The sequence below is a fragment of the Streptomyces sp. ML-6 genome (assembly GCF_030116705.1).
GTDB lineage: Bacteria > Actinomycetota > Actinomycetes > Streptomycetales > Streptomycetaceae > Streptomyces.
In genome coordinates, this window is sequence record NZ_JAOTIK010000002.1 from 841592 (window position 1) to 855675 (window position 14084).

At 74.0% G+C, this 14084-nt stretch carries 12 protein-coding genes; 4 read left to right on the plus strand and 8 right to left on the minus strand.

Features of this window, described 5'->3' with window-relative positions:
* Position 1: 1 nt before the first annotated feature.
* From OCT49_RS37400 to OCT49_RS37415, 4 genes are read right to left on the minus strand one after another with little or no spacing between them, the layout of a single operon-like run.
* A complete protein-coding gene (locus OCT49_RS37400; protein ID WP_283856621.1) occupies positions 2 to 4390 on the minus strand; it encodes a non-ribosomal peptide synthetase in 4389 nt (1462 codons plus the stop codon).
* On the minus strand, positions 4387 to 4683 hold the full coding sequence (locus OCT49_RS37405; protein ID WP_283856622.1) for an acyl carrier protein: 297 nt from the start codon (positions 4681 to 4683) through the stop codon (positions 4387 to 4389). Before OCT49_RS37405 ends, OCT49_RS37400 begins: the two co-directional genes overlap by 4 nt.
* Positions 4684 to 4701: 18 nt before the next feature.
* Positions 4702 to 5562, minus strand: coding sequence for a hypothetical protein (locus OCT49_RS37410; protein WP_283856623.1), 861 nt, complete (start codon positions 5560 to 5562; stop codon positions 4702 to 4704).
* Positions 5563 to 5595: 33 nt separating this feature from the next.
* Positions 5596 to 6864 carry a tryptophan 2,3-dioxygenase gene (locus tag OCT49_RS37415; RefSeq protein ID WP_283856624.1) on the minus strand — a complete coding sequence of 423 codons (1269 nt, stop codon included), beginning with the start codon at positions 6862 to 6864 and terminating at the stop codon, positions 5596 to 5598.
* 321 nt (positions 6865 to 7185) lie between these two features.
* Here OCT49_RS37415 and OCT49_RS37420 point away from each other — a divergent pair, with 321 nt between their 5' ends.
* The 4 genes from OCT49_RS37420 (at position 7186) to OCT49_RS37435 (ending at position 10504) form a co-directional block, all read left to right on the plus strand.
* Positions 7186 to 8025, plus strand: coding sequence for an NmrA family NAD(P)-binding protein (locus tag OCT49_RS37420; protein WP_283856625.1), 840 nt, complete (start codon positions 7186 to 7188; stop codon positions 8023 to 8025).
* 148 nt (positions 8026 to 8173) lie between these two features.
* Positions 8174 to 8836 (plus strand): hemerythrin domain-containing protein, encoded by a 663-nt coding sequence (locus OCT49_RS37425; protein WP_283856626.1) that lies wholly within the window; start codon positions 8174 to 8176, stop codon positions 8834 to 8836.
* A 94-nt stretch (positions 8837 to 8930) separates the two neighbouring features.
* On the plus strand, positions 8931 to 9416 hold the full coding sequence (locus OCT49_RS37430) for an anthrone oxygenase family protein (protein ID WP_283856627.1): 486 nt from the start codon (positions 8931 to 8933) through the stop codon (positions 9414 to 9416).
* Between the two features lie 95 nt (positions 9417 to 9511).
* A complete protein-coding gene (locus tag OCT49_RS37435; RefSeq protein ID WP_283856628.1) occupies positions 9512 to 10504 on the plus strand; it encodes an AraC family transcriptional regulator in 993 nt (330 codons plus the stop codon).
* Positions 10505 to 10536: 32 nt separating this feature from the next.
* Here OCT49_RS37435 and OCT49_RS37440 read toward each other — a convergent pair whose 3' ends face one another.
* The 4 genes from OCT49_RS37440 to OCT49_RS37455 form a co-directional block, all read right to left on the minus strand.
* Complete coding sequence (locus OCT49_RS37440) at positions 10537 to 11124, minus strand: DUF6518 family protein (protein ID WP_283856629.1); 588 nt, start codon at positions 11122 to 11124, stop codon at positions 10537 to 10539.
* Positions 11125 to 11265: 141 nt separating this feature from the next.
* Positions 11266 to 12090: an alpha/beta fold hydrolase gene (locus OCT49_RS37445; protein ID WP_283856630.1), complete on the minus strand. Its 825-nt coding sequence runs from the start codon at positions 12088 to 12090 to the stop codon at positions 11266 to 11268.
* Positions 12087 to 12581, minus strand: a complete 495-nt coding sequence (locus OCT49_RS37450; protein ID WP_283856631.1) for an SRPBCC family protein — start codon at positions 12579 to 12581, stop codon at positions 12087 to 12089. The genes OCT49_RS37445 and OCT49_RS37450 overlap by 4 nt, the downstream gene beginning before the upstream one ends.
* Positions 12581 to 14080: an FAD-binding protein gene (locus OCT49_RS37455; RefSeq protein WP_283856632.1), complete on the minus strand. Its 1500-nt coding sequence runs from the start codon at positions 14078 to 14080 to the stop codon at positions 12581 to 12583. Before OCT49_RS37455 ends, OCT49_RS37450 begins: the two co-directional genes overlap by 1 nt.
* Between the last annotated feature and the right edge of the window lie 4 nt (positions 14081 to 14084).

Consider the following 14084-nt stretch of genomic DNA (forward strand, 5'->3'; position numbering starts at 1 on the left):
CTCACACCCTCTCCCGTACGTGTTCCTGCACGACCACATGGGCGTTCGTGCCGCCCACCCCGAACGAGCTCACGCCCGCCGTGCGCGGCCGGCCCGCGGGGGCGTCCCACGCCCGGCCCTCCGTCAGCAGGTCGAACCGCCCTCCCCGGGCGGTGAGTTCGTCGATCGGATCGCTCACGTTCGGCGTCGCGGGCAGCACCCCGTGCCGCACCGCGAGCACCGTCTTGATGAGCCCGGCGATCCCCGCGGCCGTGTTGCAGTGCCCGATGGACGCCTTCACGGAGCCGACGGCCACCCGCGGCCCCGTCGTGCCCAGCGCCGCGCCGAGGGCGGTCGCCTCGATCGCGTCGCCGAGCCGGGTGCCGGTCCCGTGCGCCTCCACGTAGCCGATGTCGGCCCCGGTGACCCCGGCGGCGGCGACGGCCCGGCGGATCACCCGGGCCTGGCCCTCGATCCCGGGCGCCGAGTAACCGACGCGCTCCCGCCCGTCGTTGTTGACGGCGCTGCCCCGGATCACGGCGTGCACCGGGTCGCCGTCCCGCTCGGCGTCACGGAGGCGGCGCAGCAGCAGCGCCCCCGCACCGAACCCGCCGACGGTGCCCGAGGCCCGCCGGTCGAAGGGGCGGCACATCCCGTCGTCGGCGTACAGCAGACCGGGCCGGTGGACGTACGAGCCGTCGGACTCGCCGTCCAGCGAGACCGCGCCGGCCAGCGCGTAGTCGCTCTCGTGGCGCAGCAGCGCCCGGCAGGCCAGGTGCACGGCGTACAGACCGGTGGAGCAGGCGGTGTCGAGCAGTAGCGCCTCGCCCCACAGGTCGTGCAGGTACGCGAAGCGCGACGCCACGAACGTCGGGTCGACGCTCACCACGTCGTCCACCCGGGCCTCGCCGTCGGTGTGCACCAGCCGGGGGCAGCCCGCGTACAGGCTGGTGCGGTGGGCGATGTCGGACAGCCGCAGCGACGCGTCCTCGACGGCCGCCCACAGCACCTCGTGCAGCACACCGTGCTGGGGGTCGCCCGACTCGACGTCGTCGGCGGTGAGGCCGAGCAGACCGGCGTCGTACCCCGTCCCGTCGGCGAGCATGCCCCAGCGGGCCACCCGGCGGGTGCCGTCGCCCCGTTCGGTGATCAGCGGCCCCGGGCCCTCGGTGAAGCAGTCGCGGCCCGCGACCAGGTTGTCCCAGAAGGCGTCCAGGTCGGGGGCGCCGGCGAACCGCGCGCCCATCCCGACCACGGCGATCGCGTCGTCGTCCTCGCGGACCGTCGCCCGGGGCGCCAGCCCCGGCTCCGCCGGCTCCTCGTCGGCGGCCGGACCGCCGATCAGCCGGGCCTGGGAGCGCACGGTCGTGTACCGCATCAGGTCGGCGACGGCCGGGCCGGTGCCGGTGGTCTCGCGCAACGCGTCCTGGAGCTTGACCAGCAGCAGCGAATGACCGCCCGCGTCGAAGAAGTTGGTGTCCCGGCCGAAGACCCGGCCCGGCACCACCTTGCGCCAGGCCCGCAGGACCGCGGCGGTCACCCCCTCGGCCGACTCCTCCCGGGCAGCGGAGGCACCCGGCGCCGCGGCCCGCGCCGCCGGCATGTCCGCCGCCGGATCCGTCCCCGCGTCCGGCGGGGCGGGCAGCCGCTTGCGGTCGATCTTGCCGTTCGCGGTCAGCGGCAGCTCGTCGAGGGCCAGCAGGTGCGAGGGCACGGCGAACTGCGGCAGTACGGAACGCAGATGGGCCCGCACCGCCTCCGGGTCCGCCGGACGCTCCAGGACCGCGTAGCCGACGATCTCCTTCGCACCGGCCCCGTCGATCCGGGTGGTGACGAACGCGCCCCGCACCGACGGGTGCGCGCGCAGCGCCGCCTCGACCTCGCCCAGCTCCACCCGCTGGCTGCGGATCTTGACCTGGTTGTCGGCGCGGCCGATGAACTCCAGCTGCCCGTCGGCGGCCCACCGCACCCGGTCCCCGGTGCGGTACAGCCGCGCCCCCGGCTCGTCGCCGAACGGGTCGGGCACGAACCGCTCGGCGGTGCGGCGCGGGTCGCCCAGGTAGCCGCGGGCCACGCCCGAGCCGCCGAGGACCAGCTCGCCGGGCACGTACAGGGGCGCCGGATCGAGGGTGCCCTCCAGGACCACGTGGAGCCGGGTGCCCGGCACCGCCCGGCCGATCGGCACGCTGCGGGCCTCCTGCGGCACGTCCTCGACGGGGTACCAGGAGGAGGTGAAGGAGTTCTCCGTCGGCCCGTAGCTGTGCAGCAGGGTGCCGGGGCGCGCCCAGCGCAGCGCCTTGCGGACGTGCGGCACCGAGATGATCTCGCCGCCGAAGTAGACCCGGCGCAGCGACTGGAGCAGATCGGGGGTGTCCTCGATCAGCCGGTTCAGCAGCGGTGTGGTGACCAGCAGCGTCGTCACCCCGTGGGCCCGCAGCGCGGTGCGCAGCTCGCGGGGGCTGAGGACGAGCTCCTTGTCGAGCACGACCAGTTTCGCGCCGTGGGCCAGCGCGCCCCAGATCTCGTACGTCGCCCCGTCGAAGTTGAGGGGCGACAGGTGGGAGACCGCGTCGTCGGGGCCCAGCGGCACGAAATCGGGGCGGTGCATCATCCGCAGCACCCCGCCGTGCGGCAGCACGACCCCCTTGGGCCGGCCCGTGGAGCCGGAGGTGTAGAGCACGTTGAAGGCCGTGTCCGGTCCGGCCGACGTGGTCGGCGCCGACACCGGCATCGGCGCGGCGGCCTCCCGGACCGCCTGCGGGGTGTGCACGGGAAGTCCGGTGATCCGGTGCTCCTCGCCCGGCTCGGCGATCAGCAGCCGGGGCCGGGCGTCGCGGACCACCAGCTCCAGCCGGGCGTCGGGGTAGGTGGGGTCGAGCGGCAGGTACGCGGCTCCGGCCAGCCCCACCGCCAGCATGGTGGTGACGGTGTCCGGGCCGGGGCGCAGCAGCAGCGCGACGACATCGTCCGTGCGCACCCCCCGTACCCGCAGCCAGTGCGCCATCCGCGCGGCGTCCCGCACCAGTTCGCCGTAGCTCAGCCGGGCCCCGTTGTGCACGACGGCGGGGGCGTCGGGGGTGCGGCGCGCCTGCTCCAGCACGAGCTGCGGCACGGTGGCCGCGGTCACCGGCGCACCGGGGCGCGGCCGGCCGATGCCGGGCGGGGGCGCGAGCGAGGTCAGCAGCTCGCGGCAGGTGACACCGGGCCGGGACGCCGCCGCGAGCAGCCGGTCGAGCTGTTCCACCATCAGCTCGGCCGTGGCCGGCGCGTACAGGGCCCGGTCGTAGTCGATGCGCAGCACGAGCCGGTCGGGGGCCTCGACGGCTGCGAACGCCAGGTCGTACTTGGCCACCGCGCTCTGCGGGTGCAGCAGCCGCACCTCGGCGCCCGGCACCTGCCAGGCCGACGCGGGCTGCGGCTGGTGCAGGAAGACCGCCCCGTACGAGGGGGCCGTGCCCGGCGGCAGGTCGCCCGACTCCGCGTGCGCCTCCATGGACTCCAGGACCTGCTCGCCGAGCGCGGCCGCGTAGTCGGCGAAGGGGCGGGCCGCCTCGTGCACCGTACGGACGGGCAGGACCCGGGTGAACAGCCCGACGGCGTCCTCCGTGTCCGGCTCGTGCCGCCCGGCGAACGGCATGCCGAGCACCCCGTCGTCCTCCCCGGACCAGGCGTGCAGCAGCAGCCCCCACGCGGCGAGCAGCACCATCGCGGGGCTGGCGCCCTCGCGGGCGGCGAGCGCGCGGACCTCGGCGAGCCGCCGCCGGTCCAGCTCCCGCTCGGTCCAGCCCGCCCGGCCGCGCAGCCCGTCCTCGGGGCGCAGCCGGTCCGGCAGCGGGGCGAGCCGCGCGGGCTCGCCGTCCAGGAGCGCCGTCCAGTACGGGTCGGGGGCCGCCGCCACGGGCTGCGGGGCGGGCACCGGCACCGGCACGAAACGCGGGTCGCGGCCCGAGCTCCGGGCCCGGTAGGCGGTGACCAGGTCCTCGGCGAGCACCTCGACGGAACGGCCGTCCGCCACGATGTGATGCACCGTCACGGTCACCAGGGCCCCGTCGTCGTACCGCAGCGCCTCGGCCCGCAGCAGCGGCGCGGTGCCCGGGTCGAGCGGGCGCGCCGCGGCCAGGGAGGCGTCGGCGAGCGCCGCCTCGCGGTCGTAGCGGCCGGGGCGCACCGCGATGTGCAGCGGCACCGTCGCGGCGGGCTCGGCGGTGTGCCGGAGCGCACCGTCCACCGTCTCGAACCGCCCCGCCGGCGCGGGATGGCGGGCCAGTACGTCGGCCAGGGCCGTGCGCAGCGCCCGGTCGTCCAGCTCGCCGCGGAACTCCAGGCAGAGCGGGATGTTGTACCGGCCGGAATCGGGCTCGCAGCGGTCGGCGAGCCAGATCTCCAGCTGGGCGGAGGAGGCCGCGGTCACGCCCCCGCCTCCGCACGCCTCGGCTCCTCGCCGCGGGCCGGGACGATGCCGGTGAGGAAGAGCGCCAGCTCGGCCACGGTCGGATGGGCGAAGAACTGACGGGCCGTCAACGATATGCCCAGTTCCTGCTTGAGGGCGCGCACGATCCGCAGCGCGCACATCGAGTGGCCGCCGACCAGGAAGAAGTTCTCGTCGTCGTGGAACTCGTCGTGGCCGAGGTTGTCGGCCCAGGCGGTGCGCACCAGCGACGCCAGTTCGCTCGTCACGCCCGCGGGGGGAAGCGCCGATGTCATGGGAGGTCTCCTTCGGGATCAGGACGCCGCGTCAGCGGGCACGGCGGGGACGAATCGTCGGTAGGTGGCGTCCACGGCATCCCACAGCTGCGGGAAGAGCGTGCGCTCGGACATCCGGACGAGGCCGGCGGTGGACTCCCCGCGCAGGCTCGTGGGCATGGCGGGACAGGCCCGGCCGCCCACCGAATGCGGCTCGGCCTCGGGATGCCCGCCCAACTGACCCCACACCATGCGCAGATGGAGCTGTTTCCAGTCCCCGATCGCCCCGTCCAGCCGCATCAGGCCCTGCCGCACCAGTGCGAGATCGACCGCGGCCCGCTCGTGCCCGGCGGGCGGGACGAGCCGGCCCTGCGCCGAGATCAGCTCCACGACGGTGAGCCCGGCGCGCTCCAGCGCCCGGGTGAAGGCCCGCCACAGCGGCTGCGCCGCGCGGCGCAGGTTGCGGGCACCGGGGGAGTCCAGGCCCGTGGTGTTCTCGGGGAAGGTGTCACGCATGGTGAGCAGCCCGGTCTGCGGCAGGTACTCCACCAGGGTGTTCAGCGCCTGCACCGGTATCCGGCCCAGCGAGGCGGCGCGCTCCAGCACCTGCGTGGCCAGCAGCGGGTCGTCGTCGTCCAGCAGGGCCACCGCACGGCCCATCTCGAAGTGCATCGCGGCCCATGCGTACTCCGTGATCAGGTGCACGGACTGGAACAGCCGCTGGTCGGGGTGGACGAGCTGGTCCTCGGGGAGCAGGGCGGACAGCGCGGTGGTGAGCCGGGTGTCCTTCTCGTAGTTGCTGCCCCGGTCGTACTCGTAGACGAGCTGCGGGTCCGCGGCATCCGGGTTCAGGGCGCGGCGCGCGGCGCCCGGCCGTCCGGTGGTGGCTCTCTTGCTCATGGGCTTCGGGGTCCTCCGGTTCGCGGATCGTGGTCAGCCGACGGCCGGCTGCTTCTCCATGGCCGGGAACAGCCGTTGGGAGATCACCGACGCCAGGTAGGGCACGCCCTCCGTGGCACCGGTGCCGGTGCGGGTGCCGATCATCCGCACGGCCAGTCGGTAGTGGGTCTGCTTCCATCGCTGGTGCACCGCCTCCAGTTGCAGGGCCGCGGCCCGCACGGCTGCGGCGTCCGGCTCGGTGAGCCAGCCACTGGAGATCACGTCCTCCCAGGTGCCCTGCACGGTCTCCCGGCCGGCCAGCACCTCGCCGCGCACGTCCGGAACAGAGAGGAACGCGGACGAGTCCAGCCTTGCTCGAGCCGGGGTGGAGCAGTACGACTCGAAGGTCTTGTAACCCTCGGACTGGATGGCGCTCGCACCCTCCGTGAACTGCCGGAACAGCCGGAACGACTCGGGCTGCATGGTGGCCAGCAACGAGAACAGCGGCAGCGACTCGCGCAGTACGTCGGCGACCGCGGCGATCAACGCGGCGGCGTCGCCCGGCTGTTCGGCGCGCAGCGTGCGCACCGCCTCGTCCAGCGTCGCCGACATGAAGGCGAACGTGGCCTCGAACGACTGAAGCACCCGCAGGAAGAGGTACTCGTCGTGCAGCACGTACACCGGCTGGACACTGGTGCGCAGCAGCAGCCGCTCCCCGGCGGTGGTGGTGCGCAGCACGGCGTCCGCCAGCTCACCGGCCGGCGTGCGGCCCGGCGTCGCGGCGACGGCGACGGGGTCGACGGCCCCGTCCAGCGCCCGCAGCGCGGCCGGCTCCATGACCCGGACCGCCAGCCGCAGCCGCTTGTTCAGGAGCAGGGCGTCCGGAAGCATCCCCTGCGGATCGTGCGGGGTGCCGTCCAGGACGAGGCGCTCGAAACCGATCAGGTCGGCGAGCAGCAGGAGCACCGTGCGGTCGCGGTGCCGGCGCAGCACCTCCCAGCCCGCCCGGTCGTCCGGCGCGCCCCGGCGCAGCAACGCCAGCGCCGTGTAGCTGGGGTAGTCGTAGCGGCCGTCGAACTTGTCCAGGAGAACGTCGAGGAAGGGCCCGGCATGGGCGTCCCGGACACCTCCGGCGCCACCCGCGTCCGCTGCGAGGAGCAGGGCGCGGCATTCGGCCAGGAGCGACAGGAGCTCCTCGTCGAGGAAGTGCTTTCCCACGGCACGCAGACGGCCGATGACACCGTCGTACGGAAATTCCTCCGCCCCTCCGGAACCGCACCAGGCGGAGAGCTCGTGCCGGAGCGCTGTGTCGGTCGCTGTCATCTCGTTTCTCCTTGGGCCCGGCAGTGGATGGTTCGAGATTCACCGGAACCCCTGGAAGAACGCTCAAGTCTCGCTCCACAACAGACCCGGACCCGGTGGAGGCCGCCCCGTCCGCCCCCGGTCGGGCGGTCGCGCCCACAGCACCGGTAGGGGAACGGTCGAGAACGGGTCCGGCCCGGTGGCCGCCGCGCCCGCCGCCGCCTACGGTGGGGCGCCTCGGGCACTCCGTTCCTCCGCAGGGCCGAAAAGCTGGACGCCCGCGTATGGAGTTGAGCGTTGTGGCTATGGCCCGTCTCATCGGACTGGAGTTGACTGATCGGCATGACGAACACGCAGAACGGACAGACGACCGAGAAGAAGACGACCCTGGTGATCGGCGGCACCGGCAAGACCGGACGCCGGGTCGCGGAGCGGCTCACCGCACGGGGGCTGCCGGTGCGTGTGGGCTCGCGCAACGGCGAACCGCCCTTCGACTGGGAGAACCCCGGCACCTGGGAGGCGGCACTGGACGGCGTCGGGGCCGTCTACGTCACCTACTACCCCGACCTCGCCTTCCCGGGCGCCGCCGAAGCCGTCGGAGCCTTCTCCGCACTCGCCGTGAAGAAGGGCGCGCGCCGCCTGGTGCTGCTCTCCGGACGCGGCGAGGAGGGCGCGGTCATCAGCGAGGACAAGCTCAAGGAGTCCGGCGCCGACTGGACCGTCGTACGGGCCAACTGGTTCAACCAGAACTTCAACGAGAGCTTCTTCCTGGAGCCCGTCCTCTCCGGGGAGCTCGCCCTGCCGACCGCCGACGCCGTGGAGCCGTTCGTCGACGCCGACGACATCGCCGACGTCGTCACCGCGGCCCTCACCGACGACAAGCACATCGGCCGGACCTACGAACTGTCCGGCCCCCGGCTGCTCAGCTTCCACGACGTGGCCGCCGAACTGTCGAAGGCCACCGGCCGGGAGATCACCTACATCCCGGTCGGGCTCGACGACTACCGGGCGGTCCTGCGGGAGAACGGGCTGCCGGTCGAGTTCGCCGACCTGTTCGGCCTGATCCTCGACGGACGCAACGCCAGCGTCGTCCACGGGGTGGAGGAGGCCCTCGGCCGCAAGCCGCGGGACTTCTCCGACTTCGCGAAGGACGCCGCCGCGACCGGCGTCTGGAACGTCTGAGAACCGGTCCGGGAACCCCGGCGCCACGGCCCCGGAGTCCGTCGGGGACCACCCGACGGACTCCCGGCCGCGGCACCGGACCCCGAACCGCGCACGGCCTGAACCACGCGCACGGCATGATCCGAACGAGAGGCCCCAGGAGGCGACCATGAGCAGCACCATGTCCAGCGAGCGCCTGGACACCCTGCCCGGACACTTCCACGGCTTCGCGCTCATGCACGTGGCGATGCGCCGCGACGCGCGACGGCTGACGGCCGCCGCGCCCCGGCTCGCCGCCACCGGACCGGACCCGGCCGTCGCCGAGTGGTGGCAACGGCTGCGCGACGTCATCGACTGGCACCACCACAGCGAGGACGAACTGCTCTGGCCCGAACTGCTGCGCCGGCTGCCCGGCGCCGAGGACGTGGCACGGGCCCTGGACGGGGACCACGCCGAGCTGGACGCGGCGATGGACGGAGTGGGCGCCGCCCTGCGGCCGGGTGCCGACCCGGCGGCGATGACACCGGCGGCCGCCCGCTTCGACGAGGTCCTGCACGAACACCTCGCGGCCGAGGAGAAGGTCGTCTTCCCGCTCTTCGCCCGCCTCGACGCCCGGGACTACCTGGCACTGGAGCAACGCCTGGTGCGCACCGCGCCGCGGGGCGTCCTCACGTACCTCCCGCCGTGGATGTTCGACGGCGCGGAACCACGGTCCGTGTCCCTGGTCGCGGCGACGATGCCGCCACCGGTACGCCTCCTCGGCCGTACGGTGCTCAGACGCCGCTACGAGCGCGGACTCGCCGCGATCGCCACCCCCGGCCGACGGAACTGATCACTCCCCGGCCGACGGAACTGATCGTCACCCCGGCCGATGGAACCGATCGTCACCCCCCCCGGCCGACGGAACCGACGGAAGGAACCCCGCAATGTCCACGGCAGCCCAGCCCGCGCTCACCGCCGCCACCATCGCCATGGGGCTCAGCGCGGGTCTGTACTTCGCCTTCGACGTCTCCGTGATGCCGGGACTGGACCGGGGCGACGACCGGACGTACCTCACCGCGATGAACCACATCAACGAGGCGATCGAGAACGGCCTGTTCGGCCTCGTCTTCATCGGCGCCTTCCTCGCCACGGCCGTCGCCGGCGGACAGCTCCGGCGCATCGGGCGGCGCACCGCGGCCCGGTGGACCTGGGCGGCCCTCGGGTTCTACACCACCGCGCTCGCCCTGACGGCCACCGTCAACATCCCCCTCAACCGGCGCCTCGCCGCATCGGGCCGCACCGCCGGTGAACTCGCCGAACTGCGAAGGGCGTTCACCTCCACCTGGGTGCGCTCCAACGCGGCCCGTACACTCGCCTGCACGGCGGCCCTGGTCTGTCTGGGCCGCGCCCTGGCCTCGTCCCGGCCCTGATCCCGGCCCCGACAGGCCCCCGAACCGCGCCCGCCCTCCGGCCATCCCCCGTCCGGAGGGCGGGCGCCATCCTCCCGGAACGGACGGACCACCCCATGGACGTGCTCACCGGCCTCCTGGAGGGGCCCAAGGCGCGCGGCGCCTTTCTGCTCAAGTCCGTCTTCAACCCGCCCTGGTCGCTGCGTGTCGAGGACCGTGCCCCGATCTCCCTGGTCACCATGGTCCACGGCGATGCCCGGGTGATCCCCGACCGCGGAGTCCCGGCCCGCATCGGCCCCGGTGACGTCGCGGTGCTGCGCGGCCCCGACCCGTACACCATCGCCGACGCCCCGGACACCCCCGTCCAGGTCACCGTCGGCCCCGAACAGCGCTGCAGCACCACCGAGGGCGAGGACGTCACCGACACCATGGCCCTGGGGGTCCGCACCTGGGGCGACCCGATCGGCCAGGGCTCGGCGGTCATGCTCAGCGGCACGTACCAGGCGCCCAGCGAGATCGGCCGCCGCCTGCTCAACGCCCTGCCCGCCCTCCTGGTCCGCCCCGCCGCCCTCGACGACACCCCGCTCGTGCCCCTGCTGGCCGAGGAGATCGGGCGCGACGCGCCGGGCCAGGAACTGGTCCTGGACCGTCTGCTCGACCTGCTCTTCGTCAACGTGCTGCGCACCTGGCTCGCCGAACCGGACGCCGGGGCGCCCGCCTGGTACCGGGCCCAGTCCGACCCGGTCGTGGGCCCCGCCCTGCGGCTCCTGCACGAGAACCCGGCCCGCGCCTGGACGGTGGAGTCGCTGGCCCGCAAGGTCGGCGTCTCCCGGGCGGGCCTCGCCCGCCGCTTCACCGAGGTGGTGGGGGAGCCGCCGATGACGTACCTGGCCGGCTGGCGGCTCGCCCTGGCCGCCGACCTGCTGCGCGAACCCGACGCCACCGTGGCCACGGTGGCCCGTCAGGTCGGCTACAGCAGCGCGTTCGCGCTGAGCTCGGCCTTCAAACGGGTACGGGGGATGAGCCCGCAGGAGTACCGCACGAACGGCGCCTCGCGGGAGGTGCAGCCCTCGGCGGCCCCGTCGCAGACGGTCGTGCTGGGCGACTGACGCCCCGCGGCCGGTCATGCCGGCGACCGACGTCACATGGGCGACACCGTCACCGTCCGCCGCTCGGCCCGGAAGCGGCGGACGGCCAGCACGACGCCCAGTACGGCGCCCGTCCAGACGACGGCCTCGGCCAGCACGATCGACGGGGTCAGGGTGAGGTGCGGCCGGGGTGGCATCACGACCATCTGCACGGCGGCGCCCACCGGGACCGTCAGCGCCGCGAACAGGCCGACCCGTCCGGGCCGCCGGACGGCCGCTCCCACCGCGCCGAGGGCCGGCCCGAACAGCAGCGCCGCCACCGCCCAATAGGCCATGGCGGACTCGGCGTCCGCGACATAGGCGTCCGTCAGGTAGTACGCCACCGTGGCGGCGATCAGCGACAGCGTCCCGGCCAGCGCGCCCCGGACCAGGGTCCCGGCCAGCCAGCCCGCCGCCACCGCCAGCGCGGCCCAGGCCCAGCCCGAGTCCAGCAGCAGACTGAGCACCTTGGCGGTCCTGCCCCCGGGCGTGCCCTTGAGCGGCGCCCCGATCTCCGTGTACGGCGACGAGAGCGCGTTGGCGAGCGAGGTGACGGTCCCGAAACCCGCCCCGGCGACGAGACTCCCCAGAGTGATCTTCATACCGGGAGGGTAGTCGGTGCGCTGCGGCGCACCCCGGGGCGTGTGCGGCGGGGCCGACGGCTCCCGAACGGGGCACGGACACGTGCGGGCGCCGGGTCGTGGGATGTCGTCACGACCCGGCGCCCGCGGTGCGGGGTCCGTTCACACCAGCTCCCGCACCGCCCGCACGACCGCGTCCGGAGCCTCCAGGGGCAGCATGTGCCCCACGGAACCCAGCTCCTCGAACCGGGCCTTCGGCAGGGCGTCCGCCACCGCGCGGCCCAGCTCCGGGGCGATCACCCGGTCGCCCTCGCCCGCCAGCACGACCGTCGGCACCCGGACGTTCCCGAGCGCCTCGCGCAGGTCCATGCCGCGCGAGGAGCGGAACGCGTCCGCCCGTACCCGGGGCGAAGTGGCCGCGAACATCTGCCGGTTGACCTCCATGGCCCGCGGGTCGGCCCGCTTGCCCATGGTCTGCCCCAGCAGCCTGCGGCCCAGCGCCGGCCGGGACAGCGCCCGGGAGAACAGCGCGCTGCCCATCATCCGCACCTCGCCGTCCGGGGTGTCCTGGCCGTGCGCCGCCGTGCCCAGCAGCACCAGGCCCTTCAGCGCGCGCGCCCCCGAGGAGACGTACGACAGGGCCGCGAAGCCGCCGCCGGAGTGGCCCACGACCACCGCGTCGGGGGCGTCCACCCGGTCGATGACGGTGCCCAGGTCCTCGCCGAGGCGGGCGATGCCGAACGGCTCGCGGCCCGGCACCGAGGCACCGTGCCCGCGCTGGTCGTACAGCACGACCCGGTGCCCCTCCCGGATCAGCCGGTCCGCCACCGTGCCCCACACCCGCCGGGACGCCGCCCAGCCGTGGGACAGGACCACGGTGGTGCCCGACGGGGTGCCGAGGGGGGCCAGGACGGTGAGCGCGAGCAGGCCCCCGTCACTCGGGTACGCAACCGTCTCCGCGACCGGCGCGGTCGCGACCGCGGTCATGCCCGCTCCTTCGCCAGGGCCCGTTCCTTCGCCAGGACCCGGTTCAGCGACACGAACGCGGCGCTCGTCGCCCGCGAATGCTCCGCGCCGATGTCGGCGACCTTGGCGAGCAGCCGCAGCCAGCCGTGCGGGCGGCCCCGGAAGTGCATCCCGATCCGGGTCCGGGCGCCGTCGTCCACCGGGTCGAGCACGAAGTCGCTCACCCCCCGGAACGCCCCGTCGACGTACTCGACCGACAGCCGCCGCCCCGGATCCACCGCGGTCGTGCGCGCGGTGAACCGCAGCTTGGGGCCGCCCTTGTCGACGCCCTTGGTGTGCACCGTGACCGCGACCTCGCCGCCCACCACGTCCGGCGCGCCGGACGAGACCGCGAAGGTGTTGGCCGGCACCCACCAGCGCCCCCCGCCGCGGAACTCGGCGAGCAGCGCGTCCCAGACGGCCTCCCGGGGCGCGTCGACGACCGCCTCGTCGATCAGGTCGTAACTGGTCATCAGCCCGCCTCTCCGCCGAAGAATCCCTGACCCGGGGTGAGGACGTTCGACGGGTCGTAGCGCCGCTTCGCCCGGCAGAAACCGTCCCAGCGAGCCCCGAAGTGCGCCTTCCAGTCGGCCCTCGTCATCCCCGGCACCGCACCGACCAGGTACCGCTTGCCACCCATCGCCACGGCCTTGTCGTACAGCCGGCGGTTCTGGTCCAGCATCGCCCGGATGCCGGTCTCGCCGGGGTCGGGGAACCGCAGCAGGTCGAAGAGGTAGCCGACCGGCTCGGCCGGCTGCACCGCGAGCGGCCGGGTCACCTTGCGCGTGTAGTACGGGTAGAAGAGCAGGAACCCGCCGCCGAGGTCGGCCGCGGTCAGCTCCCTCTCGACGATCTCCATGAACGTCCTGGTCTTCGAGGCCGGCAGGAACAGGCTCAGCCAGGGCTTGGGCTGGTACCAGTGGCCGCTCTCCTTGAGGTACGCCTCGTAGCCGTCGAGCCGGAACATGTAGTCCCGGTAGCCGATGTCCTCGATCACCGCCTCGGCGCGGCTGTCGCGCAGCCCCGACAGCAGCCTCGCCCGGTCCGGGACGGCGCCGCCCGAGTAGTTGGCGGCGACCTCCATCTTGTAGCGCCAGCCCGAGTCGTCGGGCCTGCGCAGGGTCTCGCCGGCCTGGATGTGGAAGCGGTTCTCCGCCATCACCTTCTCGCTGTCCGCGAGATAGGTCGCCAGGTCGTCGTAGAAGAGGCTGAAGACCACCGACCGTTCGGGGGCCGGTACCAGCCGCACCTTGGCGCGCAGGATGATCGCGGTCTGGCCGCCGCCCGACAGCACCGAGTCGAACAGGTCGGCGCAGGACGACGGGGACACGGTGAGCAGGTCGCCGTTGCCGGTCACGACGTCCAGCGACTGGACCGTGTCGCACAGCAGGCCGTACTTCTGCACGGTGCCGCCGATGCCGCCGATGGACAGCGTCCCGCCGATCGACAGGTGCATGTAGTCGGGCAGCGCGGGCGGGGTCAGGCCCGACCTCAGCGCGGCGTCCGTCAGCTGGCCCCAGGTGACGCCCGCCTCCACCACCGCACTGGTCGAGTCGATCCTGATGATCCTCGACCTGGCGCGGGCGTCGATGGAGATGCCGCCGGCGGGGACGGACGCCTGGCCGTAGACCGAGTGCGACTCCTGGTCGGTCCCGGTGCCGCCCTGCCCGTTCACGGCGATCTTCAGACCGTTCGTCCGGGCGTAGCAGACCATCCTGGCGATGTCCCGGTCGGAGCCGGGGCGCAGCACCGCCCAGGGGGCCGAGCCCTTCAGCCGTCCGAAGTCCTGGCGGAAGCGGTCCAGGTCCGCGGCCGAGGTGGTCAGCGTGCCGTCAAGGGTGGGCACCGGCGCCACGGAAGCGCCGCCGGACACCTCGGCCGCGGTGGCCCACGACTGGCTCGCGGCACTCCATCCGACGACCGCGGCCGTGATGCCGCCCAGCACCTTGCGCCGCGAGAGCGTGGTGTTCATCTGC